The 22,922-nt window shown below is 65.0% G+C and carries 23 protein-coding genes; 9 read left to right on the forward strand and 14 right to left on the reverse strand.

Annotation, left to right across the window (positions count from 1 at the left end):
- Window positions 1-4: 4 nt before the first annotated feature.
- From EN786_RS19885 to EN786_RS19895, 3 genes are read left to right on the forward strand one after another with little or no spacing between them, the layout of a single operon-like run.
- Window positions 5-493 carry a GNAT family N-acetyltransferase gene (locus EN786_RS19885; RefSeq protein ID WP_127286507.1) on the forward strand — a complete coding sequence of 163 codons (489 nt, stop codon included), beginning with the start codon at window positions 5-7 and terminating at the stop codon, window positions 491-493.
- Entirely contained in the window at window positions 490-1,743 is a 1,254-nt protein-coding gene (locus EN786_RS19890; protein WP_127286508.1) for an aconitase X catalytic domain-containing protein, read from the forward strand. The genes EN786_RS19885 and EN786_RS19890 overlap by 4 nt, the downstream gene beginning before the upstream one ends.
- Window positions 1,740-2,147 carry a DUF126 domain-containing protein gene (locus EN786_RS19895; protein ID WP_127286509.1) on the forward strand — a complete coding sequence of 136 codons (408 nt, stop codon included), beginning with the start codon at window positions 1,740-1,742 and terminating at the stop codon, window positions 2,145-2,147. Before EN786_RS19890 ends, EN786_RS19895 begins: the two co-directional genes overlap by 4 nt.
- A 15-nt stretch (window positions 2,148-2,162) precedes the next feature.
- Here the strand turns inward: EN786_RS19895 and EN786_RS19900 are convergent, their stop codons facing one another.
- The gene (locus EN786_RS19900) at window positions 2,163-3,164 is read right to left on the reverse strand and encodes a D-glycerate dehydrogenase (protein WP_127286510.1); all 1,002 of its coding nucleotides are present in this window, start codon (window positions 3,162-3,164) and stop codon (window positions 2,163-2,165) included.
- A 169-nt stretch (window positions 3,165-3,333) separates the two neighbouring features.
- Between EN786_RS19900 and EN786_RS19905 the strand changes: the two genes are divergently transcribed.
- On the forward strand, window positions 3,334-3,894 hold the full coding sequence (locus tag EN786_RS19905; RefSeq protein WP_127286511.1) for an SH3 domain-containing protein: 561 nt from the start codon (window positions 3,334-3,336) through the stop codon (window positions 3,892-3,894).
- Between the two features lie 12 nt (window positions 3,895-3,906).
- Here the strand turns inward: EN786_RS19905 and EN786_RS19910 are convergent, their stop codons facing one another.
- Together EN786_RS19910 and irrA are read right to left on the reverse strand one after the other, a co-directional pair.
- Window positions 3,907-4,296 carry a DUF4260 domain-containing protein gene (locus tag EN786_RS19910; RefSeq protein ID WP_127286512.1) on the reverse strand — a complete coding sequence of 130 codons (390 nt, stop codon included), beginning with the start codon at window positions 4,294-4,296 and terminating at the stop codon, window positions 3,907-3,909.
- 10 nt (window positions 4,297-4,306) lie between these two features.
- Window positions 4,307-4,738, reverse strand: coding sequence for an iron response transcriptional regulator IrrA (gene irrA / locus EN786_RS19915; RefSeq protein ID WP_127286513.1), 432 nt, complete (start codon window positions 4,736-4,738; stop codon window positions 4,307-4,309).
- Between the two features lie 266 nt (window positions 4,739-5,004).
- Here irrA and fabA point away from each other — a divergent pair, with 266 nt between their 5' ends.
- From fabA to EN786_RS19935, 4 genes are all read left to right on the forward strand, one after another.
- Window positions 5,005-5,523: a 3-hydroxyacyl-[acyl-carrier-protein] dehydratase FabA gene (gene fabA, locus EN786_RS19920; RefSeq protein WP_127390837.1), complete on the forward strand. Its 519-nt coding sequence runs from the start codon at window positions 5,005-5,007 to the stop codon at window positions 5,521-5,523.
- A gap of 123 nt (window positions 5,524-5,646) precedes the next feature.
- The gene (gene fabB, locus EN786_RS19925; RefSeq protein ID WP_127312204.1) at window positions 5,647-6,867 is read left to right on the forward strand and encodes a beta-ketoacyl-ACP synthase I; all 1,221 of its coding nucleotides are present in this window, start codon (window positions 5,647-5,649) and stop codon (window positions 6,865-6,867) included.
- A gap of 12 nt (window positions 6,868-6,879) precedes the next feature.
- Window positions 6,880-7,692 (forward strand): enoyl-ACP reductase FabI, encoded by an 813-nt coding sequence (fabI, locus tag EN786_RS19930; protein ID WP_127282770.1) that lies wholly within the window; start codon window positions 6,880-6,882, stop codon window positions 7,690-7,692.
- Window positions 7,693-7,793: 101 nt separating this feature from the next.
- Window positions 7,794-9,344, forward strand: a complete 1,551-nt coding sequence (locus tag EN786_RS19935; RefSeq protein WP_135908747.1) for a bifunctional diguanylate cyclase/phosphodiesterase — start codon at window positions 7,794-7,796, stop codon at window positions 9,342-9,344.
- Window positions 9,345-9,352: 8 nt separating this feature from the next.
- On the opposite strand, the gene EN786_RS19940 is transcribed toward EN786_RS19935, so the two are convergent.
- The 10 genes from EN786_RS19940 to rimP form a co-directional block, all read right to left on the reverse strand.
- Window positions 9,353-10,366: a class I SAM-dependent methyltransferase gene (locus EN786_RS19940; RefSeq protein ID WP_127282768.1), complete on the reverse strand. Its 1,014-nt coding sequence runs from the start codon at window positions 10,364-10,366 to the stop codon at window positions 9,353-9,355.
- A gap of 85 nt (window positions 10,367-10,451) precedes the next feature.
- Window positions 10,452-12,602 (reverse strand): polyribonucleotide nucleotidyltransferase, encoded by a 2,151-nt coding sequence (pnp, locus tag EN786_RS19945; RefSeq protein ID WP_127282767.1) that lies wholly within the window; start codon window positions 12,600-12,602, stop codon window positions 10,452-10,454.
- A 415-nt stretch (window positions 12,603-13,017) separates the two neighbouring features.
- Complete coding sequence (gene rpsO / locus EN786_RS19950; RefSeq protein ID WP_281033866.1) at window positions 13,018-13,392, reverse strand: 30S ribosomal protein S15; 375 nt, start codon at window positions 13,390-13,392, stop codon at window positions 13,018-13,020.
- An 88-nt stretch (window positions 13,393-13,480) separates the two neighbouring features.
- A complete protein-coding gene (gene corA / locus EN786_RS19955) occupies window positions 13,481-14,575 on the reverse strand; it encodes a magnesium/cobalt transporter CorA (protein WP_127282766.1) in 1,095 nt (364 codons plus the stop codon).
- A 43-nt stretch (window positions 14,576-14,618) separates the two neighbouring features.
- Window positions 14,619-15,584, reverse strand: a complete 966-nt coding sequence (truB, locus tag EN786_RS19960; RefSeq protein ID WP_127282765.1) for a tRNA pseudouridine(55) synthase TruB — start codon at window positions 15,582-15,584, stop codon at window positions 14,619-14,621.
- Window positions 15,584-16,012: a 30S ribosome-binding factor RbfA gene (rbfA, locus tag EN786_RS19965; protein WP_127282764.1), complete on the reverse strand. Its 429-nt coding sequence runs from the start codon at window positions 16,010-16,012 to the stop codon at window positions 15,584-15,586. The genes truB and rbfA overlap by 1 nt, the downstream gene beginning before the upstream one ends.
- A 113-nt stretch (window positions 16,013-16,125) precedes the next feature.
- Entirely contained in the window at window positions 16,126-18,699 is a 2,574-nt protein-coding gene (infB, locus tag EN786_RS19970; RefSeq protein ID WP_127282763.1) for a translation initiation factor IF-2, read from the reverse strand.
- Window positions 18,696-19,346, reverse strand: a complete 651-nt coding sequence (locus tag EN786_RS19975) for an RNA-binding protein (protein WP_127282762.1) — start codon at window positions 19,344-19,346, stop codon at window positions 18,696-18,698. The genes infB and EN786_RS19975 overlap by 4 nt, the downstream gene beginning before the upstream one ends.
- 38 nt (window positions 19,347-19,384) lie before the next feature.
- The gene (nusA, locus tag EN786_RS19980) at window positions 19,385-20,980 is read right to left on the reverse strand and encodes a transcription termination factor NusA (RefSeq protein ID WP_127282761.1); all 1,596 of its coding nucleotides are present in this window, start codon (window positions 20,978-20,980) and stop codon (window positions 19,385-19,387) included.
- A 48-nt stretch (window positions 20,981-21,028) separates the two neighbouring features.
- Window positions 21,029-21,661 (reverse strand): ribosome maturation factor RimP, encoded by a 633-nt coding sequence (rimP, locus tag EN786_RS19985; protein ID WP_127282760.1) that lies wholly within the window; start codon window positions 21,659-21,661, stop codon window positions 21,029-21,031.
- A 329-nt stretch (window positions 21,662-21,990) separates the two neighbouring features.
- Here rimP and EN786_RS19990 point away from each other — a divergent pair, with 329 nt between their 5' ends.
- Complete coding sequence (locus EN786_RS19990; protein ID WP_127282759.1) at window positions 21,991-22,155, forward strand: hypothetical protein; 165 nt, start codon at window positions 21,991-21,993, stop codon at window positions 22,153-22,155.
- Between the two features lie 57 nt (window positions 22,156-22,212).
- Here the strand turns inward: EN786_RS19990 and EN786_RS19995 are convergent, their stop codons facing one another.
- The gene (locus EN786_RS19995) at window positions 22,213-22,914 is read right to left on the reverse strand and encodes a tRNA (guanosine(46)-N(7))-methyltransferase TrmB (RefSeq protein WP_127282758.1); all 702 of its coding nucleotides are present in this window, start codon (window positions 22,912-22,914) and stop codon (window positions 22,213-22,215) included.
- Window positions 22,915-22,922: the final 8 nt, after the last annotated feature.

Genomic DNA, 22,922 nt, shown 5'->3' on the forward strand with positions numbered 1-22,922 from the left:
TCGCATGGACCGGCCGACGGGCGTCTTCGTCACGCAAATTCCTCCCGATTTCGGGCAATGGGACGAGTTGCATTCGCTGATCATGCGCGCCTTTGCCTATATGGACGGCGTCATCGATCGGCCGTCCTCGGCGCATCTGCTGACCGCGGCAAAGCTCAAGGAAAAGGCAAAACAGGAGACGGGTTTCCTGGCCCTGCAAGGTGCGAGGATCGTCGGCTGCGTTTTCATGCTGGAAAGGCAGGACGATTTCTACATCGGCAAGCTCGCGGTCGAGCCGGACTTTCAGGGGCAAGGCATCGGCAGGCTGCTGATGCGGGCCGCCGAGGAAATTGCTGTGAGCCGTGGCAAGGGCGCCATCGAACTGCAGACCCGCATCGAGCTCTCCACAAATCACAGCGCCTTCGCCCGGCTGGGCTTTGGCGAGACCGAACGCACGGCGCATGAAGGCTACGATCGGCCGACCTCGATCACCATGCGCAAGGTGCTGCCATGAGCCTCGCCCTCAGCGCGGAAGAACAGGCGATCGCCGCCGGCAAGGACGGCGCCGCGATGGCGATGCGTATCGTCGCCGAAAGCGCCCGGCTGCTCGGCGCGCCGCGACTGATCCCGATTGCCTCGACGCATATAGACGGGGCGCTCTATCACGGCGATTCCGGCACGCTGTTCGCCGAGAGGCTGGTCGAGGGCGGCGCGCGCGTCGCCGTGCGCTCGACGCTCAATGTCGGCGCGCTCGACCTGATGGGCTGCGCGCGCATCCGCCTCGAGGAGCCGGCGCGCGGCATGGCGCGGCGGATGATGGAGGCCTATCGCAAGCTTGGCTGCGAGCAGAGCTGGACCTGCGCGCCTTACCAGGCCGGGCACCGGCCAGCGCTGGGCAGCGACGTCGCCTGGGGCGAATCGAACGCGGTGGTGTTCTGCAATTCTGTGCTGGGCGCGCGCACCAACCGCTATGGCGATTTCCTCGACATCGCCTGCGCCATTACCGGCCGAGCCCCGGACTACGGCCTGCATCGCCTTGAGAACAGGCGGGCGCGGCTGGTGTTCGATGTCTCCGGCCTCTCGCCTTCCTTCCTCGCATCGGAAATCGCCTGGCCGGTGCTTGGCAGCCTCTATGGTCGCGAGGTCGGCAACGCCGTCGGCGTCGTCACCGGCGTGGCCAAGCACCCCGGCGAGGATGCGCTCAAGGCATTCGGCGCCGCCGCGGCCTCGTCCGGCGCGGTCGGCCTTTTCCACGTTGCCGGCGTGACGCCGGAAGCGCCCTATGCGCACACGATTCTCGCCGGCGCGACGCCGGAGACGGTGATCCGCGTCACGTCTGAAATGGCCGCGAAGGCACGTGCCGGGCTGTCGACGGCGGCGGCATCGAAAACGATCGATGCGGTTGCAATCGGCAGCCCGCACCTGTCGCTCGCGGAATTCGACGCGCTGGAGCGGCTGCTCGCCGGCCGCCCGCTCAGCGTGCCGATCTATGCCTGCACCGGCCGCCATGCGCTGTCCGGACTCGAGCAAAGCGGCCGGCGCAAGGCGCTCGAGGCAAGCGGGGTGATCATCGTTGCCGACACTTGCGTGGTGGTGACGCCGATCATGCCGGAGCTCAGCAACGGGGTGCTGATGACGAATTCGGGCAAGTTCGCGCACTACGCGCCGGGCAACACCGGCTACTCCGTGCTCTACGCCTCGCTGGCCGACTGCGTCGAAAGCGCCGTTCTTGGTAAGCCACGATTTACGGATATCGCAGCATGAACGCCCGAGCCGAGATCCTGGTGCCTGGCAAGGGCGGCGAAGGCGAGGCGCTGGTGCTGACGGCGCCGATCAGCTTCTGGGGCGGCGTCGACCCGAAGAGCGGCCGCATCGCCGATGTCCGCCACCCGCAGCATGGCGAGACGATTTCCGGCCGCGTGCTGTTCCTGCCGGGCACGATCGGCTCGTCCTCGGCTTCGGCCGTGCTGATGGAGCTTGTCCACAATGGCCGGGCGCCGGCCGCACTGGTGCTGCACGAGCCGGACGCGATCCTCCTCCTCGGGCTGATCGTCGCCAGGGAAATGGGCTGGGAAACGCCGATGGCGATCCAGCTCGCTCGAAACGTGTTCGAGACCTATTGCGGGCGCATCGTGAAAGTCGCTGCCGACGGCACCCTCGCCGTCTGAGCGCTCCGCAACCAGCTACGTCCGCAGCGGCAGCACGCGGTCCGGCGGGCGGTGGCCGTCGAAGAAGGCACGGATGTTGATGATCACCTTCTCGCCCATGTCGATGCGGCCTTCGAGCGTCGCCGAGCCCATATGCGGCAGGAGCACGACCTTGCCCTTGGCGGCGAGCTTCAGCAGCTTGCTGTTCAGCGCCGGCTCGTGTTCGTAGACGTCGAGACCGGCGCCGGCGATCTTGCCGTCATGGATCAGCTTGATCAGCGATTCCTCGTCGATGATGTCGCCGCGCGCGGTGTTGACGATGTAGGCCGACGGCTGCATCAGCGCCAGCCGCCGCGCCGAAAGCAGATGGAACGTCGCCGGCGTCGACGGGCAGTTGACCGAGATGATGTCCATGCGGGCCAGCATCTGGTCGAGGCTCTCCCAATAGGTCGCTTCCAGCTCGTCCTCGACCGCCGGCAGCACGCGGTGGCGGTTGTGATAGTGGATCGACAGGCCGAAGGCCTTGGCGCGCCTGGCAACCGCGGTGCCGATGCGGCCCATGCCGACGATGCCGAGCCGTTTGCCCCAGATGCGGCGGCCGAGCATCCAGGTCGGCGACCAGCCGGCCCATTTCTTGTCGCCGGTGAGCACGTTGGCGCCTTCCGCCAGCCTGCGCGGCACGGCCAGCATCAGCGCCATGGTCATGTCGGCCGTGTCCTCGGTCAGCACGTTCGGCGTGTTGGTGACGGTGATGCCCTTCTTCGCCGCCGCCGCGACGTCGATCTTGTCGACGCCATTGCCGAAATTGGCGATCAGCTTGAGATTGTCGCCGGCCTGGGCGATCAGCGCCGCATCGATATGATCGGTGATCGTCGGCACCAGCACATCGGCTTCCTTGACCGCGGCGACCAGCTCCGGCTGCGTCATCGGCCGGTCCTCGACGTTCAGCCGCGCGTCGAACAGCTCGCGCATGCGGGTTTCGACCGGGTCGGGCAGCTTGCGCGTGATGACGACGAGGGGCCGTTTTTTGCCTGCCATTTTATCCCCGAAGCTTCCTCGAAACCGATCTCGTTGAGACCTCTTTAACCAAGACAGGCGAAACTTGTAGCCAATCGCGGTATCCGCCCACTCCTGTAACAAGCGGTGCTGCCGAAGACAAAGAAAAAGGGGCGCCGGGGCCGACGGGCAGGCGCCGAAAGGAAACAAAGTGTCTGGTTTCGCGACGCTCCGCCTGGCTTTCAGCGCAGCAGTCCTCGGCGCTCTTCTTTACTCTCCGCAGCAAGTGTCGGCACAGGGCGCCGCCGCTCCCGGGCAGACGATCACGCTCGGACCGAGCGGCCTGCCGCTGCCGCGCTTCGTCAGCCTGAAATCGGGTCGCGTCAATTCGCGCGTCGGCCCCGGCGCCAACTATTCGGTCGACTGGATGTACATGAAGGCCGGCCTGCCGATGGAAATCATCCAGGAGTTCGACACCTGGCGGCGCGTGCGCGACGCCGACGGCTCGGAGGGCTGGATCAACCAGTCGCTGCTGTCGGGACGCCGCACGGCGATCGTCGCGCCCTGGCAGCGCGGCAAGGGCGGCCGAATCAACCTGCTCGACGACAAGGACAAGGACGCCGGCGTGGTGGCCATCGTCGAACCCGGCGTCATGGGCGCGATCAAGGCCTGCGACGGGCAATGGTGCGAGATGACCTTCGAGGGCCATACCGGCTGGCTGCCGCAGTCGGTCGTCTGGGGCGCCTATCCAGGCGAACGGGTCAAGAACTGATCCGGCCTGACACTAATCCGGCGTGACAGGCGCCGGAAGTTCGCGGCGTCCGATACGGCCGAGATGGGTATCCTGAAAACCGCTGGGCAGCTTCAGGCCGTAGCCGAGCGCGCGGTCGATGGCGATGTGGGCGATCCAGATCAGCGCGACCGCAGTGGTCATTGAGCTGCCGAGGACGTGGCCGGCCAGCGCCAGGACGAGCGGGACAATCAGCATGTGCAGGGCGTTATAGGCGACGGCGCCGATACGCGGTCCCGCCAGGTATCCCAGCATCGACAGATCCGGCGCCAGGATGAGCAGCGCGAACAGCCACCAGGAAGCGCCAGTCATCGCATAGAGGACGACGGAAGCCGCCGCGGCGACCCACCATTCCAGCTTTACCGCGAGATCGAGAGGCCGCATCGCAAACGGATCAGTCGCGGCGCTTCGGGCGCAGCCTGACCACGATATCGACATTGGCGATTTCCATGCCCTGCGGAGGGTCCGGGAGGTTGGAGACAGTCACCGGGCCGCTGGCGATATCGAAGATCCTGTTCTCGCCTTCGATGTAGAAATGATGGTGGTCGGAGGTGTTGGTGTCGAAATAGGTCTTCGACCCCTCGACGGCGAGGATGCGCAGCAGACCCGCCTGGGTGAACTGGTGAAGGGCGTTGTAGACGGTGGCCAGCGACACCGGCACGCCGGCGGCGATCGCCTCCTCGTGCAACTCCTCGGCCGAAAGATGGCGGTCGCCCTTGGCAAAAAGCAGATCGGCCAGCGCAACGCGCTGACGTGTCGGCCTCAGGCCGGCCTCGCGAACCCGCTTGTCCACAGCGACATTGTCCTTCCGGCTGCCCTGATCCATCTATCCCGTCGAAGCTCGCGCTTTCGGCCCAAAAACACGTCCAGAGTGGCGAAAAAACGTCATCGGCCGAAACTGGACACGTTCCGACATATATTCTGTCGGCCGAATGCGATCAATAGAGCAAGACGCTTGTGCGCAGGCGCGCATTGACCCGGGCAGACGGGCGGGTTAAGCGCAAACGCCGGTTTCCGGCCTTGGAAAGATTGTGTTAGGAAGCCAACGACAAGGGCGCCCCACCGCCCGGGACGATCACGGGGACGAAATTCATGGCGGGTTCGAAGTCCAGCTACGAGTATGAGGAACTGCTTGCCTGCGCCCGCGGCGAGCTGTTCGGACCGGGCAACGCGCAGTTGCCCTACCCGCCGATGCTGATGTTCGACCGCATCACCGAGATCAGCGAGACCGGCGGCGCCTTCGACAAGGGCTTCATCCGCGCCGAGTTCGACATCAAGCCGGACCTGTGGTTCTTCGCCTGCCATTTCATCGGCAACCCGATCATGCCGGGCTGCCTCGGTCTCGACGCCATGTGGCAGCTGACCGGCTTCTATCTCGGCTGGCTCGGCGAGCCGGGCAAGGGGATGGCGCTGTCGACCGGCGAGGTGAAGTTCAAGGGCATGGTGACGCCGTCGGTCAAGAAGGTGGAATACGGCATCGACTTCAAGCGCGTGATGCGCGGGCGTCTGGTGCTCGGTATCGCCGATGGCTGGCTGAAGGCGGATGGCGAACCCATATACGCGGCGACGGATCTGAAAGTGGGTCTGTCCAAGCAATCGGCGGCGGCTTGACCGGCGCCACCACCGCGCCATGCACCCTTTGCATGCGGGACCGCATGGCGCTTTGATTTTGCGTATGATCGTTTGCGAATTCCGATCACGGTTTTCGACATCATGCGCCTGAAGGAGTTGCGAATGAGACGGGTCGTAGTGACGGGCCTCGGCATCGTGTCGTCGATCGGCAACAACGCCAACGAGGTGCAGGCCTCGCTGCACGATGCCAAATCAGGCATCAGCTTTTCCAATTCCTTCGCCGAACACGGTTTCCGCTGCCAGGTCTGGGGCGCGCCGACGCTCGATCCGTCGGCCATGATCGACCGGCGCGCCATGCGCTTTCTGTCGCAGGGCGCGGCGTGGAACCACGTCGCCATGGACCAGGCGATTGCGGATGCCGGGCTTGGCGAGAGCGACATTACCAACGAACGCACCGGCATCGTCATGGGCTCGGGCGGCCCCTCCACCCGGACCATCGTCGAGGCGGCCGAAACCACGCTCAAGAACGGCAGCCCCAAGCGCATCGGCCCGTTCGCGGTGCCGAAGGCGATGTCGTCGACCGCATCGGCGACGCTTGCCACCTGGTTCAAGATCCACGGCGTCAACTACTCGATCTCGTCGGCCTGCTCGACCTCCGCGCACTGCATCGGCAACGCCTATGAGCTCATCCAGTGGGGCAAGCAGGACGTGATGTTCGCCGGCGGCCACGAGGATCTCGACTGGACGATGTCGGACCTGTTCGACGCCATGGGCGCGATGTCGTCGAAGTACAACGACAAGGCATCCACCGCTTCGCGCGCCTATGACGTCAACCGCGACGGCTTCGTCATCGCCGGCGGCGCTGGCGTGCTGATCCTGGAGGAGTTGGAGCACGCCAAGGCGCGCGGCGCCAAGATCTATGCCGAGATCGTCGGCTACGGCGCGACCTCCGACGGCTACGACATGGTGGCGCCGTCGGGCGAAGGCGCGGTGCGCTGCATGCGCCAGGCGCTCGCCACGGTGTCTACGCCGGTCGACTACATCAACACGCACGGCACCTCGACGCCGGTCGGCGATTCCAAGGAGATGGGCGCCATCCGCGAAGTGTTCGGCGACAAGATGCCGTTCATCACCTCGACCAAGTCGCTGACCGGCCATTCGCTGGGCGCCGCCGGTGTCCAGGAATCGATCTACTCGATCCTGATGATGCAAGGCGGCTTCATCGGCGAGAGCGCCCATATCGAGGAGCTCGACCCGGAATTCGCTGGCATGCCGATCGTGCGCAAGCGCATCGACAACGCCAGGATCGACACCGTTTTGTCGAATTCCTTCGGTTTCGGTGGCACCAACGCAACGCTGATTTTCCAGCGCTATTCCGCATAAGGATCGCCAGTCATGGACGGACTGATGAAGGGCAAGCGCGGGCTTGTCATGGGTGTCGCCAACGATCATTCGATCGCCTGGGGCATCGCCAAGAAATTGTCCGAACACGGCGCCGAACTCGCCTTCACCTATCAGGGCGACGCTTTCGGACGCCGGGTCAAGCCGCTTGCCGACAAGCTCGGCGCATCGCTGGTGGTGCCTTGCGACGTCGAGGACAGCGCCTCGGTCAGCGCCACGTTCGAGACCCTCGGCAAGGCCTGGGGTGGGCTGGATTTCGTCGTCCATGCCATCGGCTTTTCCGACAAGAACGAGCTCAAGGGCCTCTACGCCGACACCAGCCGCGACAATTTCGTCCGCACCATGGTGATCTCCTGCTATTCCTTCACCGAGGTGGCCCGCAACGCCGCGCCGCTGATGACGGATGGCGGCTCGATGATCACGCTGACCTATGCCGGCTCGGTGCGGGTCATGCCGAACTACAACGTCATGGGCGTCGCCAAGGCCGGGCTGGAAGCCAGCGTGCGCTATCTCGCCAATGACTACGGCCCGCGCGGCATCCGCGTGAACGGGATCTCGGCAGGCCCGGTGCGCACGCTCGCCGGCGCCGGGATTTCCGACGCCCGCCACATGTTCTCCTACCAGCAGCGCAACTCGCCGCTGCGCCGCACGGTGACCATCGACGAGGTCGGCGGCTCGGCGCTCTATCTGCTGTCCGATCTCTCTTCCGGCGTCACCGGCGAGATCCATTACGTCGATTCCGGCTACCACATCGTTTCCATGCCGACACTCGACGAATTGAAGCAGACCGACGGCGCCCGGGAATAATCCCGCGGGAAATACTCGGCTTCCGGTAAAATTGGATGCATTGGCGGAAACTCATTTTAAGGAGATTTCCGCTAGAACGTCCCGCAACTTAGGGACTCTGCATGTCTGCTGCTGCCAGCAACCCGAAGCGAACACCGTTGTTCCGGCTGCTCACCATAGCAAGCTCGGGCATGGGCAGCTTTATCCTCGGCATCTGGGGGCTGAAATTCGGTTTCGGCGACGGTCTTGCCGGCATGCCGGCGGAAACGATGGCCGGCATCATCGCTGCGCTTTGCGCGCTGGCGGCGGCGGGTGCCGCCCTTTCCTTCTTCGCCGGTGTCGATGAATCGGAGCAGTATGTCTTCAACGAGACCAATTTCGACAAGCTGACGGGCCTGCTGGCGCGTCCGGCGATGGTCGGCAAGATTGCCGAGGCGGCATCGGCGACGATCCGCACCGGCGAGCCGGTGTTCCTGATCGACATCGACATCGACCGCTTCAAGCACATCAACGACGCCATCGGCTACAGCTATGGCGACGAGCTGATCCGCGCCTTCGCCGAGCGGCTCAAGGACCGCATGCCGGAGGGCGCGGTGCTTGGGCGCATCGGCGCCGGCGAGTTCGCGGTGCTGCTGGCGGACCGCGAGCTGAAGGGCTCGGTCGAGCAGACGATCGAGAAGCTCATCGACGAGATGATGGAGCCCTATCAGCTCAATTCACATCAGCAGTCGGTCAGCCTGTCGGTCGGCATCGTGGCGATGCCCAAGGACGGCGTCGACCCCGTCCTGGTGCTGCGCCGTTCCAATCTGGCGCTGCAGAATGCGCGCGCCGGCGGCGTCGGCAACTGGTCGGTCTTCCATAGCGACATGGGCCGGGTCGCCGACTATCGGCAATGGATCGAATCCGAACTGCATACCGCGTTCGAGCGCGGCGATTTCGACCTCCACTACCAGCCGCAGCTCGACCTTCCGAGCGGCCGCATCATCGGCTACGAGGCGCTTATCCGCTGGAAGCACCCGGAACGCGGCATGATCCCGCCGATCGAGTTCATCCCGATCGCCGAAGAGACTGGCATGATCAACCCGATCGGCGAATGGGTGCTGCGCAAGGCCTGCAGCGACGCCCAGTACCTGCACGAGGACTGCTTCGTCGCCGTCAACATCTCACCGGTGCAGTTCATGACCAAGGATTTCGTCGGCCTGGTGCGCGAAACGATGGTCGCCACCGGCATCAAGCCGTCACGGCTCGAGCTGGAAGTCACCGAAACCGCAATGATGCAGGACCGCGACCGCGCGGCCGTCATCCTGCAGCAGCTTGCCGAGATGGGCATCTCGGTGGCCGTCGACGATTTCGGCACCGGCTATTCCAATCTCAGCTACCTTATCGATTTCTCGTTCGGCAAGCTCAAGATCGACCGTTCCTTCGTCAGCCGCATCGACACCGATTCCAACTCGGGCGCGGTGGTCTCGACCATCGTCGGGCTGTCGCGCGCGCTCGGCGTCGGCATCATCGCCGAAGGCGTCGAGACCGAAAACCAGGCGACGCTGCTCAGGGCCGCCGGCTGCGAGGTGGTGCAAGGCTACCTGTTCGGCCGGCCGGCCCCGCTCAAGGTCGGGATGGGCGAAGCGCGCTTCGTCGAAAAGCGCGAGGCGCGCATCGTCAGCATGCATTAAGGCGCCCGTTATCGGCGCGCCGACAGCACCTTGAACATGCCGTCGCGGGCGATCTCGGCATGGCTTGAGAAGGCCGCCGCCAGCACCGCTTCGTAAGGCAACTGGCGGTTCGCCACCATGAACAAGCGTCCGCCCGGTTTCAGCGCCTTCGCCGCCGCCCGGATCATGCCGGCGCCGATCTCCGGCTCAGCCGCCCGGCCGCGGTGGAAAGGCGGGTTCATGAGAATAGCGTCATAGCGTCGCTCGACAGGCTCGCCGAGCAGATCGGTCCAGAAGAAGCGCGGCTCGACCGAAGTGCCGCCAAGATTGGCCTTCGCCGCCTCCAGCGCCTCGAAATCCGCTTCGAAAAGATCGAGCCCGGTGAGCCCCGGGAAGCGCGACGCCGCCTCGGCCGCCACATAGCCCCAGCCGGCGCAGAAATCGGCAACGGCGCCCCTGATGTCGCCCGGCAGGCTATCCACCAGCAGTTTCGAGCCGGCATCTACCCGATCGAAGGAGAACATGCCTGGCGTGGTGTGGAAACGGCCTTCGACCACAACCGCCGGATTGGCCGAGCGCAGCACGGCCGCCGCGCCGACGTCGACGGGCCGGCGGAACCAGAAGGCGACGCCGTGATGCTTCGGCAAATGGCCGTCGAGCGGCACAAGCTCGTCGACACGCTTGCGCAGGCTAGCGATACCATCCTCCTTGCCGCCCGCGACCAGGATCAGCCCACCCGACGCCACGCGTTCGATCGCTTCGGCGACCCGCAGCTCGTTCTGGCCGCGGTGACGGCCGGCGAGCACGAGCGCGGCATCGAAGCCAGCGCCGTCCGCTCGCGGCGTGACGTGAAAACCCGCCGCCTGCAGCGCGCGAAAATGCGGGCGAAAACCCTGCACGAGATGGAGCGCGGCTGCGAAGCCCCCGGGCAAGCGGAAACCGGGTTCGGCGCCGAGGAAAAGCACGCGCTCGCCCTCTTTCGGCAAGTCGAGGGCCTCAGCCTCATACGAATGGAACAGCGTCTTCAGCGGCTCTGCCGACATTTCCTTGCCCCGCGGGAAACACGCCCCCTAAACGAAAACGGGCGCGACATAAGCCGCGCCCGTCTCAACTGTCTGGTCAGCCCGATCAGGCAGCGTCTTCCTCGCCGCCTTCAGCCTTCTTCTCGCGCACGATTTCCTTGCCGGTGGCCTGGTCGACGACCTTCATCGACAGGCGGACCTTGCCGCGCTCGTCGAAGCCCATCAGCTTGACCCAGACCTTGTCGCCTTCCTTGACGACGTCGGAGGTCTTGGCGACGCGCTCGTTGGCCAGCTGCGAAATGTGAACGAGGCCGTCGCGCGGACCGAAGAAGTTGACGAAGGCGCCGAAGTCGGCGGTCTTGACGACCGTGCCTTCATAGATCTCGCCGACTTCCGGCTCGGCAACGATGGTGTGGATCCACTTCTTCGCCGCCTCGATCTCCTTGGCGTTGGCCGAAGCGATCTTGATCGTGCCGTCGTCCTCGATGTTGATCTTGGCGCCGGTCTTCTCGACGATCTCGCGGATGACCTTGCCGCCGGAACCGATGACGTCGCGGATCTTGTCGGTCGGGATGTGCATGACTTCGATGCGTGGCGCGAACTCACCGAGTTCGGGGCGAGCGCCGGTCAGAGCATGCGCCATCTCGCCGAGGATATGCTGGCGGCCATCCTTGGCCTGGTCCAGCGCGATCTGCATGATCTCCTCGGTGATGCCCTCGATCTTGATGTCCATCTGCAGCGAGGTGATGCCGTTGGCTGTGCCGGCGACCTTGAAGTCCATGTCGCCGAGATGATCTTCATCGCCCAGGATGTCGGAGAGCACCGCGAAGCGCTCGCCTTCCTTGATCAGGCCCATGGCGATGCCGGCAACCGGCTTGGCCAGCGGCACGCCGGCATCCATCAGCGCCAGCGAGGTGCCGCAGACGGTCGCCATCGAGGACGAACCGTTGGACTCGGTGATCTCCGAGACGACGCGCAGCGTGTAGGGGAACTGGTCGGCGGAGGGCAGCATCGGCCGGATGGCGCGCCAGGCAAGCTTGCCGTGGCCGATCTCGCGGCGGCCCGGCGAGCCCATGCGGCCGGTCTCGCCGACCGAGTAGGGCGGGAAGTTGTAGTGGAGGAGGAACTTCTCCTTGTACATGCCGGTCAGCGAGTCGACATACTGCTCGTCCTCGCCGGTGCCGAGCGTGGCGACGACCAGCGCCTGGGTCTCGCCGCGGGTGAACAGCGCCGAACCGTGGGTGCGCGGCAGGACGCCGACTTCGGAGACGATCTTGCGGACCGTCTTCAGGTCGCGGCCATCGATGCGCGAGCCGGTGTCGAGGATGTTCCAGCGCACGACCTTGGCCTGGAGTTCCTTGAACACGGAGCCGATCTGCTCGGACGTGTACCTGGCTTCCTCGCCTTCGGCCGGCGCGAACGCCGCCTTCACCTTCGCCTTGACGGCGTCGACGGCGGCATAGCGGGCCTGCTTGTCGGTGATCTTGTAGGCATCGCGAAGCTCGTCGCCGACGATCTTCAGCATCTCGCCTTCGAGCGCGGAATAGTCCGGGGCGGTGAAGTCGCGCGGATCCTTGGCGGCGACCTCGGCCAGCTTGATGATCGCCTCGATCACCGGCTGGAAGCCCTTGTGGCCGAACATGACGGCGCCGAGCATCAGCTCTTCGGAGAGTTCCTTGGCCTCGGATTCGACCATCAGCACGGCATCGGTGGTGCCGGCGACGACGAGGTCGAGCTTGGATTCCTGCATCTCGTCGATATGCGGGTTAAGCACGTACTCGCCGTTGATGTAGCCGACGCGGGCACCACCGATCGGGCCCATGAAGGGGACACCGGACAGCGTCAGCGCGGCCGAGGTGGCAACGATCGACAGGATGTCCGGATCGTTCTCGAGGTCGTGCTGGACGACGGTGACGACGATCTGGGTGTCGTTCTTGTAGCCATCGGCGAAGAGCGGGCGGATCGGGCGGTCGATCAGGCGGGAAACCAGCGTTTCCTTCTCGCTCGGACGTCCCTCGCGCTTGAAATAGCCGCCCGGGATCTTGCCGGCGGCGTAGGTCTTTTCCTGGTAATTGACGGTCAGCGGAAAGAAATCGAGGCCGGGCTTCGGCTCCTTCATCGAAACGACGGTGGCGAGGACCTTGGTCTCGCCGTAGGTGGCGAGCACCGCGCCGTCAGCCTGGCGCGCGATCTTGCCGGTTTCCAGAACGAGCGGACGGCCGCCCCACTCGATTTCCACTTTGTGGTGATTGAACATGTCTTGTCCTTCATATGCGGAAAGGGTCGCGCGGCTTGTCGTGCGCGGATGCCCTTTCCCCTGGCTTCTTTTCTCGGGCAGCCACGGGCAAGACAACGGGACGCTCGCATCAATCCCGGCACGCTGGCCGCACGAGCATCCTGCAATCCTGCCCCATGACCGTCCATGGGCGGTTCCAAGCAGCCCTTTGCTGGCTCGAAACCGGGTCTGGCCGATCGATCCGACCGGCCTTGCGCATGACCTGAAAGCCGCGGCTCTCGGAACGGCCATGCGCAAATGCCAACTTCGCGAAGCGTCCGTTTGCGTATCCGATCGATGCGCGGCGCTTCATCCTGTCATTGGTGCACTGGAGCGATCCGATGCACCAAATGCGCGACCGGCGGGCTCTCCCGAGGAAAGCCCGCCGGTCAATTCGTCAACGGCGCAGACCGAGCTTCTCGATCAGCGTCTGATAGCGCGCGTCGTCCTTGCGCTTGAGATAATCAAGCAGGCTGCGGCGCTGGGAGACGAGAGCGAGCAGACCACGGCGGGAATGGTTATCCTTCTTGTGGTCCTTGAAGTGGTCGGTCAGGTTCTTGATGCGCTCGGAAAGGATGGCCACCTGGACTTCCGGAGACCCGGTATCGCCCTTGGCGGTTGCGAATTCACCCATCAATTCCTTTTTGCGCTCGGCAGTAATCGACATCGTGTTTTTCCTTATCTGTTGGAGGAAACGGGTCGCCCTCAGCCGGGATGTCGTCCAGCAGGGGCCGGTGCAAGCAACGCGACACGGCGCGAAGCTGCGGCGCATATAGGGCAATTCCCCGGAAAACGCCAGCCCAAATCACAAGCCGGCTTGTCGCAGGCCTTTTCCCTGAAAACTGAAGATTTGCGTTCGACTACAACCACTTCTTCCACTTGAAGAAAGCAATCAGCCCGGCGGCAACGAGGGCCATGAACAGCAGCGCCGTGGGGTAGCCGTAATAGGCCTTCAACTCCGGCATGTTCCATGGCGAGGTATCGGGGTCGAAGTTCATGCCCCAGACGCCGACCAGGAAGGTCAGCGGCATGAAGATCACCGAGACGATGGTCAGATAGGAGATGACGTCGTTGGTGCGCGCCTGGCTCAGCGACAGGTGCATCTCGATCAGCCCGGTCAGCATGTCGCGCTGGGTTTCGACCAATTCGATCAGGCGCAGCGAATGATCGAGCGTGTCGTTGAAGAAGACCTTGGTCTCGGCCTTCACGTAGGGCACGTCGTTGCGGATCAGCGTCGCCAGCGCATCGCGCATCGGCCAAAGCACACCCTTCAGCACGTTGGCGTCGCGCCGCAACTCGTGCAGTTGCCGCATCTGCTGCTTGTGCGGCGCGCGCAGCATCTCGTCCTCGATGCCGTCGACCAATTCGCTGGCGGCCTCGATCGGCGGGAAATAGCTGTCGACGATGGCGTCGATCAACGCATAGGCGAGATAGTCGGCGCCGCGCGCGCGCAGCCGGTTCGGCACCGAGCTGGCGATGCGCTTGCGAACCGGATTGAACGGATCGCCCTCGCGCTCCTGGAAGGTGACGACGAAGTTGCTGCCGAAGAAGACCGCGATCTGCTCGTAGCGATGGGCCGTGACATCGTCGATCATGCGCATGACGACAAAGGCATGGTCCTCGAAGAAGTCCACCTTCGGCCGTTGGCCAGTGTTGACGACATCTTCAAGCGCCAGCGGATGCAGGCTGAAGATGCGGCCGATCTCCTCGATCAGCGGGATGTTGGCGAGGCCGGTGCAATCCAGCCAGACGACGGGCCACTGGTCGCAATGGGCATTGAGATCATCGATACTGGCGTTCTCGATGGTCTCGAATTTGTCGGGCGAGATCAGCGTCAGCCGGAGCTCGCTGCGCCGTGCCGCCGGATCGGCGATCAGTGTGCCCGGCGAGGCGCCGACCGGTGGCCGGCGGGTCTTCATCGGCCCGCGCTTCGTTGCCGTCTCAGCTTTCGCCATATCCCCCTGCCCCCAATGCCGAACCGAAACTAGCCGAGCGCCGTCATCCGGCAAAGACCCGCTTGGGCTTGAACATGCCCTGCTCGATGGCGCCGATGGCGACCAGCCTGCCGCGCACCGTGGCGCAGGCTTCCTCGGCCTCGACCGGAGCGTCTCGGCCGCGGATGATGACCGGATTGCCGAGCCGGATTCTGGTCGCCGCGTCGTCGCTGACGGTGACCTGCGGCAGGCACTCGAGCGCTGCCGCGGTGTCGACCAGCAGCGCGTCGATGGCATCGAAGTCGACCGGCGCGTCGGATGCGTCGTCATCCCCCGCCACCTCGCCGCGTTCGCCGAAACGGGCGGCTTCGAGTTCGGCGACGGTGACGAAGTCCTCCGGCGTGAACGGCTCGACCTCGACACGGCGCAGCTCCGCGATATGGCCGAAGCAGCCGAGGTCGCGGCCCATGTCGCGAGCGAGCGAACGCACATAGGTGCCCTTGCCGCATTCGACCTCGAAAACGGTGCGGCCGGCGTCGTGCTCGACAATATCGAGGCGGCCGATCTCGATCTCGCGCGCGGGGATGTCGACCGTCTCGCCCTCGCGGGCGAGGTCATAGGCGCGCTCGCCGGCGATCTTGATGGCGGAGAACTGCGGCGGCGTTTGCATGATGACGCCGGTGTATTTCGGCAACAGCGCCTTCACCTCGGCCTCGGCCGGACGGCGCTCCGAGCTGTTGGTCACCGGGCCCTCGAGATCATCGGTCGAGCGCTCCTCGCCCCAGGCGACGGTAAAGCGATAGACCTTGGCGCCGTCCTGCACGTAGGGCACGGTCTTGGTCGCTTCGCCGAGCGCGATCGGCAGCATTCCCGACGCCAGCGGGTCGAGCGTGCCGGCATGGCCGGCCTTCTCGGCCTGGAACAGCCATTTGATCTTGGAGACGGCCTCGGTCGAACCCATGCCGACCGGCTTGTCCAGAACCACCCAGCCGGAAACCGGCCTGCCCTTCTTCTTGCCGCGACGGCCCACTATTCGCTGTCCTTCTTGTCGTCTTTGTCTTTGTCGTCGTCGTTGCTGAGATCCCGCGCCACTTCCGGCGACTTCAGCAAATCGTTGATGCGGGCGAAATTGTCGAAGGACGTGTCCAGCCGGAAGCGAAACTCCGGCATGTACTTCATCTGCCTCAGCGCGCCCGAGACACGGCCGCGGATGAATTTCGCATGCTTGTTGAGCGCTTCGACCACGGCATTGTCGTCGCTGGCGCCGAGCGGCGAGACGAAAGCGGTGGCGATCTTCAGATCGGGCGACATGCGGACCTCGGAAACCGAGATCACGCTGTTCTCGATCAGCGGATCGATGATCTCGCCGCGCTGCAAGGTTTCGGACAGCGCGTGGCGCACCTGCTCACCGACACGCAGCATGCGCTGGGACGGGCCTGACGTGGTTGAACGGGACATTTTCCTCGGTCCTGAAATCGTGATGCGCGGGATGGGACCGCGCCGCATGTCTCATGTGATGTGGGCGGCGGCCTTGCGACCACCGCCCGGACTTCTCAATGCGATGCTCGAACTTAGAGCGTGCGGGTCACCATCTCGATGCGGAAGCACTCGATGACGTCGCCGACGCGCATGTCCTCGTAGTTCTGGAAGGCCATGCCGCACTCCTGGCCGCCCGGCACTTCCGAAACCTCGTCCTTGAAGCGCTTCAGTGTCTTCAGCGTGCCTTCGTGGATGACGACGTTGTCGCGGATCAGGCGCACGCCGGCGCCGCGTTCGACCTTGCCTTCGGTGACACGGCAGCCGGCGATCTTGCCGACCTTGGTGATGTCGAAGATCTCGAGGATCTCGGCATTGCCGATGAAGGTCTCGCGACGCTCCGGCGAGAGCATGCCGGAGAGAGCCGCCTTCACGTCATCGACGAGATTGTAGATGATCGAGTAGTAGCGGATCTCGATGCCGGCGGCCGCGGCGGCGGCACGTGCCTGCGTATTGGCGCGGACATTGAAGCCGATGATCGCGGCACCGGAGGTCTCCGCCAGCGACACGTCGCTTTCGGTGATGCCGCCGGCTCCGGCATGGACGATGCGCGCGCGCACTTCGTCGTTGCCGAGCTTCTCGAGTGCGGCGCTGATCGCCTCGATCGAGCCCTGCACGTCGCCCTTGATGACCAGCGGGAACTCCTTCAGCCCGCTCGTCTGCAACTGCGACATCATCTGCTCCAGCGAGCCGCGCTGGCCGGCATGCTTGGCCACCGCCTTCTCGCGCGCCAGGCGCTGACGGTATTCGGTGATCTCGCGGGCGCGGGCCTCGTTGTTGACGACGGCGAAGCGATCGCCGGCCTGCGGGGTGCCCTGCAGGCCCAGCACCTCCACCGGCATCGCCGGCGGCGCTTCCTTGACGTGCTCGCCACGATCGTTGACCAGCGCGCGCACCCGGCCCCACTCGTTGCCGGCGACGAGGATGTCGCCCGGCATCAGCGTGCCGGTCTGCACCAGCACGGTGGCGACGGGGCCGCGGCCCTTGTCGAGCTGCGCCTCGATGACGACGCCCTCGGCGGTGCGGTCCGGATTGGCTTTCAGGTCGAGGATTTCGGCCTGCAGCAGGATCGCTTCGAGCAGCTTGTCGAGATTGGTGCCCTTGGTCGCCGACACTTCGACGTCCAGCACCTCGCCGCCCATGGACTCGACGAAAACCTCATGGCGCAGCAGTTCGGAACGCACCTTTTGCGGGTCGGCGTCACGCTTGTCGATCTTGTTGATGGCGACGATGATCGGCACGCCGGCCGCCTTGGCATGGCTGATCGATTCGATCGTCTGCGGCATCACGCTGTCGTCGGCCGCAACCACCAGCACGGCGATGTCGGTCGCCTGGGCGCCACGGGCGCGCATCGCCGTGAAGGCGGCGTGGCCGGGCGTGTCGATGAAGGTGATCTTCTGACCGTTCTTCTCGACCTGGTAGGCGCCGATGTGCTGGGTGATGCCGCCGGCTTCGCCGGAGACGACATTGGCGTTGCGGATGGCGTCGAGCAGCGAGGTCTTGCCGTGGTCGACGTGGCCCATGATCGTGACCACAGGCGGACGCGCCACCAGGTCTTCGGCACGGTCGGCGATGTTGAACAGGCCTTCCTCGATGTCGGACTCGGCGACGCGGCGCACCGTGTGGCCGAATTCAGTGGCCACCAGTTCGGCGGTGTCGGCGTCGATGACGTCGCCCGGCTTCATGATCTGGCCCTGCTTCATGAAGAACTTGACCACGTCGACGGCGCGCTCGGACATGCGCTGCGCCAGTTCCTGGATGGTGATGGTTTCGGGCAGGATCACTTCGCGCATGACCTTCTCGCGCGGCTCGTTATGCATCGCGCGCTTGAACTTCTCTTGACGGCGGCGCATCGACGACAGCGAGCGAGCGCGCGCATCCTCGTCGGAGAGCGCCGAATTCAGCGTCAGCTTGCCGCGGCGACGATCTTCCTCGCCCTTGGTCGGCTTGGCTGGACGCGCCACTTCGGGCGTAACCAGGCGGCGCACGGGGGCGCCTGCGCCACTGGTGCGCTTCGGCTTGACCTCTTCCTCATCGTCCGGCGTCGCCAGCTCGGCGGCCTGCGGCGCGCGGCGGCGCGCCTCTTCCTCGGCGCGGCGCCGGGATTCGGCCTCGGTCTGCAGCCGCGCTTCTTCCTCGGCCTGGCGGCGCGCGGATTCCTCACGCTCGCGACGGCGACGTTCCTCGTCATCGGCGCGGCGCTTGGCATCTTCCTGGGCACGCTGGCGATCTTCGATCTCGCGCGCCTTGGAGCCTTCGAGCGCCCTGCGGCGGGCTTCCATCTCGCCGCGCGACAATTCGTTGAGCACCATGCCGCCACGCTCGGCTGGAGGCGGCGGCGGTGGCGCCTTCGGCGCTTCCTGGACAGCGGGCGCCGCCGCGGCGGCGGGCTTCGGCGCGAAGACGGACACGGGAGCGGCCGCCGGCTCCGGCTTGTCGCCGTGCAGCGAGAACTTGCGCTTCTTGGTCTCGACGACGACCGCCTTGGTGCGGCCGTGCGAGAAGTTCTGGCGCACAGTGCCCTGTTCCATGCCGGGGCGCTTCAGCGTCAAGGTCTTCTTCGGCGTAACGCTCAACGTCTTGTCGTCGCCCGATTTCGTATCGCTCATTCCATATCCTCTGCGGCATCATCTTCGTCAGCAACGTCCGCAAGCATTGCCAGATCGTCCGGGGTACCGCCCCGATACCGGTCGAGCGCAACCATGCGCTTCTCAACCGCCCTTCCCGCGTCTTGCGCGAGGACGGCAGCATGTATCACATTTGTACCCCCCAATGCCAAGCTCAACTCGGCCTCGGGGAAAAGTTTGTAGGCAGGGATGGCGGGGCCGCCGAGATGAACGGTCGCCCGCCGCGCCTGGCTGATCTTGCGAACGCCGTCATCCGATGCTTCGGTCGCATGAAGCACCAGCAAAGCCTGACCGTCGCGCACCGCGTTCTCGACCTTGGCAGCGCCGAGAACGACCGCGCCGGCCTTGCGGGCGAGGCCCAGCATACCCAGCGCGGATCGGGAAAGCAGCCCGTCGACAATGCCGCCGAGATCGGCGGCAACGTTCACCTGCGCCTTGAAGGCGCGGGCAAACAGGTTTTTCGCCGCTGCCTTGTCGACATGTAGGCGCTCGGCGCTGACCCAGCAACCGCGGCCGGGCAGATTTCTCTTGAGGTCCGGGACGACGGCCGAATCCGGGCCGACGACGAAACGGATCAATTCATCCGGTTCGGCCTGCTTGCGGGTGACGATGCAGGTGCGATCGTTCATCTCGTCCGGGGGCGGGTTCTGTGCGATGCGGTTTCACCTCACGCACCGACGGCTTCGTCAGCCGGCGCTTCCTGCGCGGCAAGCTCGTCCTCGGTGATCCAGCCGGCCTTGAGGCGGGCAGCCAGAACCATCTGCTCGGCATCGGCGCGCGACACGCCGTGGCTGGCGAGCACGCCCGGATAGACCTTGGTCTCGCCGTCCTTGCGTTCCTTCCAGCCGGTCAGGTCGTCCGCGGCATAGCCGGCGAAATCCTCGATCGTCTTCACGCCGTCCTCGCCGAGCGTCACCATCATGGCGGTGGTGATGCCGGGGATCTCGCGCAGTTCGTCCTCGACGCCGAGCGCCTTGCGCTTGTCGTCATGCTCGGCCTCGATCTTCTCCAGATATTCACGGGCGCGCGTCTGGATCTCCGAAGCGGTGTCCTCGTCGAAGCCATCGATGGAGGCGATTTCGCCGGCATCGACATAGGCGACTTCCTCGACGCTGGTGAAACCCTCGGAGGCCAGCACCTGGCCGACCATCTCGTCGACGTCGAGGGCTTCCATGAACAGCGCCGAACGCTCGACGAATTCCTTCTGGCGGCGCTCGCTCTCTTCCTGCTCGGTCAGGATATCGATGTCCCAGCCGGTGAGCTGCGAGGCAAGGCGGACGTTCTGGCCGCGACGGCCGATGGCCAGCGACAGCTGGTCGTCCGGCACCACGACCTCGATGCGCTCGGCATCCTCGTCGAGCACCACCTTGGCGACCTCGGCCGGCTGCAGCGCGTTGACGATGAAGGACGCGGCCGACGGGGACCACGGAATGATGTCGATCTTCTCGCCCTGCAATTCGCCGACCACCGCCTGGACGCGGCTGCCGCGCATGCCGACGCAGGCGCCGACCGGATCGATCGAGCTATCGCGCGAGATGACGGCGATCTTGGCGCGCGAGCCCGGATCGCGGGCCACCGACTTGATCTCGATGATGCCGTCGTAGATTTCCGGCACTTCCATGGTGAAGAGCTTCGCCATGAACTGCGGATGGGTTCGCGACAGGAAGATCTGCGGGCCGCGCTGCTCGCGGCGCACGTCGTAGACATAGGCGCGGACGCGGTCGCCATATTTGTAGTTTTCGCGCGGAATCAGCTCGTCGCGGCGGATGATCGCTTCGCCGCGGCCGAGATCGACGATGACGTTGCCGTATTCGACACGCTTGACGGTGCCGTTGACGATCTCGCCGATGCGGTCCTTGTATTCGTCATACTGGCGGTCACGCTCGGCCTCGCGCACCTTCTGGACGATGACCTGCTTGGCCGACTGGGCGGCGATGCGGCCGAAATCCATCGGCGGCAGCTGTTCGGCGATGAAGTCGCCGAGCTGGGCGTCGGGGTTGCGCTCGCGGGCCGAGGAAATGGCGATCTGCGTGGCGTAGTCCTCGACCTTCTCGACCACTTCCATCAGCCGCTGCAGCTTCATCTCGCCGGTGTTGGCGTTGATGTCGGCGCGGATGTTGGTCTCCTGGCCATAGCGCGAGCGCGCAGCCTTCTGGATCGCATCGGCCATGGCGGCGATGACGATCGACTTGTCGATCGACTTTTCACGCGCGACCGCGTCGGCGATCTGCAGCAGTTCCAGTCTGTTGGCGCTTACAACCATTGTCTTTCTCCCGAGCCTGTTGCCGGACCTGTCGCCGGGCGGCTCAAATCAATTGTCCTGTTCGGTTTCGTTTTCCGTATCCGCGGCAGCGTCTTCCGCTTCGCCGCGACGCTTCTTGGCTTCCTTGCGCGCCCTGTTGTCCTTCGACAGGGCGTCGCGGATGAGATCGTCGGTCAGCACCAGCCGGGCATCGGCGATCGCATCGTAAGGCACGCGCACCGTCGGCTCCTCGCCATAGGCCGCCTTGTCGCGGGCGATCAGCACGCCATCATCGTCGCTCTCGGCGATCTTGCCCTTGAAGCGCTTGCGGTCGCCGACAAGAACCGAGGTCTCCATCTTGACCAGATGGCCGGTCCAGGTGGTGAAATCCGACTTGCGCACCAGCGGCCGGTCGATGCCGGGCGAAGACACTTCGAGATGATACGCCTTTTCGATCGGATCTTCGACATCGAGTGCGGGCGACACGGCGCGGCTGACTTCCTCGCAATCCTCGACGGTCATGGTGCCGTCCTCGCGTTCGGCCATGATCTGCAGCGTCAGCCCGTTCTGGCCCGACAGATGCACCCGCACCAGGCGGAAGCCGATGCCGCGCAGCACCGGCTGCACGATCAGCGCTATGCGCGCATCGATCCCGCTTTCGCGGATGATACGGTCGTCGGCGTCGATTGCCGCTGCGCTCATCAGGTCCCTGTCGCTCTTTTCGTGGCTGGCTGGCAGGTAATAAAAAAGAGCGGGACCGGGTGGACCCACTCTTCGTCATACCGACCAAGAATTTGAGGCTGATATAAACGATCCCGCTCGGCGTTTCAAGCCTGCCGTGAGGAGCGTGGCAAACGCGGCGCTCTTGCTGCAGATTACCCGGCCAATGGAGGCCGGCGCAAGCAGCCTTGCGCCGGGCGCATGGCGTCCATGCGGCAACGCCTCTGTGATCCCAGGCGCGCCGTGCCTATCTATGTTGCATCGCACAACAAGAGAAATTGCGCGCGGTGGCGCGCGAAAGGTTGAAAATCATGGATAGCCGCAAGCTGTTTTCCGCCATCGGCGACATCTTCACCACATTCGGCAGCGCCGTTGCCGCGTCGCGGTCCGTCGAAGCCGGCCGCAGGCCGCGCGCCAACGATCTGCGCAAGCTCGGCATGGACCCGGCCGCCTTCGATAGGATGGGCCGCTTCTGAAAGATCGGGCGCTTCTGATGCTGCCCGCCTGGCGCGGTCAACCGTATCGCGCCGGGCCTATGTCCTGACGAAAGTCAGATAGGCGGGCCGCCGGCCCTCACGCAGCGCCTTGGCCTCATAGCGCGTGCCCGGCCAGCCATCATAGGGCCGATGCCAGTCTGCCGCTTCCTGCGCCTGCCATGCAAAGGCGCCGTGCGCCCGGCAATGCAAAAGCGTCCAGTTCACATAAGTGTCGATGTCGGAGGCGAAGCGGAATTTTCCGCCCGGCTTCAGCACATGGGCGAAACGGTCGAGATTGACCCGACCGACGAAGCGCCGCTTCCAGTGCTTCTTCTTCGGCCAGGGATCGGGATAGAGCAGGTCGATGCCGTCGAGTGAAGCCGGCGGCAGCCAGTCGAGCAGCCGCGTGGCGTCGTCGTCATGAACCCTGAGGTTGGCCAGCGGCTTTTCCCGGACCGCCATCATCAGCTTGGCCATGCCGTTGACGAAGGGCTCGACGCCGATGAAGCCGGTCTGCGGATCCGCCGTCGCGCGATGCAGCAGGTGCTCGCCGCCGCCGAAACCGATCTCGAGCTGGACGGCGGAAACGTCGGCGTCAAACAGCGTCCGCAATTCGGCCGGCGGCGCGGCCGCCAGATCAAGCCTGTAGGTCCGAAACCCGCTTTCGAGCGCCGCGGCCTGCTGCGGACGGATGGTTTTGCCGCGCCGGCGACCGAAAAAAGCTTCGGTCGCGCGGCTCGGTCTGTCTTTTGGATCCATGGACAGGT

The organism is Mesorhizobium sp. M4B.F.Ca.ET.143.01.1.1 (assembly GCF_004792275.1).
In the GTDB taxonomy this organism is placed as follows: domain Bacteria; phylum Pseudomonadota; class Alphaproteobacteria; order Rhizobiales; family Rhizobiaceae; genus Mesorhizobium; species Mesorhizobium abyssinicae.

Excerpts from the sequence above, each read along its gene's own strand:
- irrA (WP_127286513.1), bottom strand. The coding sequence starts at position 4,738 with ATGGATCAGGGCAGCCGGAAGGACAATGTCGCTGTGGACAAGCGGGTT.
- nusA (WP_127282761.1), bottom strand. The coding sequence starts at position 20,980 with ATGGTTGTAAGCGCCAACAGACTGGAACTGCTGCAGATCGCCGACGCG.
- fabA (WP_127390837.1), top strand. The coding sequence starts at position 5,005 with ATGGCGGGTTCGAAGTCCAGCTACGAGTATGAGGAACTGCTTGCCTGC.
- EN786_RS19995 (WP_127282758.1), bottom strand. The coding sequence starts at position 22,914 with ATGGATCCAAAAGACAGACCGAGCCGCGCGACCGAAGCTTTTTTCGGT.
- fabB (WP_127312204.1), top strand. The coding sequence starts at position 5,647 with ATGAGACGGGTCGTAGTGACGGGCCTCGGCATCGTGTCGTCGATCGGC.
- EN786_RS19890 (WP_127286508.1), top strand. The coding sequence starts at position 490 with ATGAGCCTCGCCCTCAGCGCGGAAGAACAGGCGATCGCCGCCGGCAAG.
- EN786_RS19910 (WP_127286512.1), bottom strand. The coding sequence starts at position 4,296 with ATGCGGCCTCTCGATCTCGCGGTAAAGCTGGAATGGTGGGTCGCCGCG.
- rimP (WP_127282760.1), bottom strand. The coding sequence starts at position 21,661 with ATGAGCGCAGCGGCAATCGACGCCGACGACCGTATCATCCGCGAAAGC.
- EN786_RS19885 (WP_127286507.1), top strand. The coding sequence starts at position 5 with ATGGACCGGCCGACGGGCGTCTTCGTCACGCAAATTCCTCCCGATTTC.
- EN786_RS19900 (WP_127286510.1), bottom strand. The coding sequence starts at position 3,164 with ATGGCAGGCAAAAAACGGCCCCTCGTCGTCATCACGCGCAAGCTGCCC.
- corA (WP_127282766.1), bottom strand. The coding sequence starts at position 14,575 with ATGGCGAAAGCTGAGACGGCAACGAAGCGCGGGCCGATGAAGACCCGC.
- EN786_RS19895 (WP_127286509.1), top strand. The coding sequence starts at position 1,740 with ATGAACGCCCGAGCCGAGATCCTGGTGCCTGGCAAGGGCGGCGAAGGC.
- pnp (WP_127282767.1), bottom strand. The coding sequence starts at position 12,602 with ATGTTCAATCACCACAAAGTGGAAATCGAGTGGGGCGGCCGTCCGCTC.
- EN786_RS19940 (WP_127282768.1), bottom strand. The coding sequence starts at position 10,366 with ATGTCGGCAGAGCCGCTGAAGACGCTGTTCCATTCGTATGAGGCTGAG.
- rbfA (WP_127282764.1), bottom strand. The coding sequence starts at position 16,012 with ATGTCCCGTTCAACCACGTCAGGCCCGTCCCAGCGCATGCTGCGTGTC.
- fabI (WP_127282770.1), top strand. The coding sequence starts at position 6,880 with ATGGACGGACTGATGAAGGGCAAGCGCGGGCTTGTCATGGGTGTCGCC.
- EN786_RS19935 (WP_135908747.1), top strand. The coding sequence starts at position 7,794 with ATGTCTGCTGCTGCCAGCAACCCGAAGCGAACACCGTTGTTCCGGCTG.
- EN786_RS19990 (WP_127282759.1), top strand. The coding sequence starts at position 21,991 with ATGGATAGCCGCAAGCTGTTTTCCGCCATCGGCGACATCTTCACCACA.
- infB (WP_127282763.1), bottom strand. The coding sequence starts at position 18,699 with ATGAGCGATACGAAATCGGGCGACGACAAGACGTTGAGCGTTACGCCG.
- rpsO (WP_281033866.1), bottom strand. The coding sequence starts at position 13,392 with ATGCGCCGCAGCTTCGCGCCGTGTCGCGTTGCTTGCACCGGCCCCTGC.
- EN786_RS19975 (WP_127282762.1), bottom strand. The coding sequence starts at position 19,346 with ATGAACGATCGCACCTGCATCGTCACCCGCAAGCAGGCCGAACCGGAT.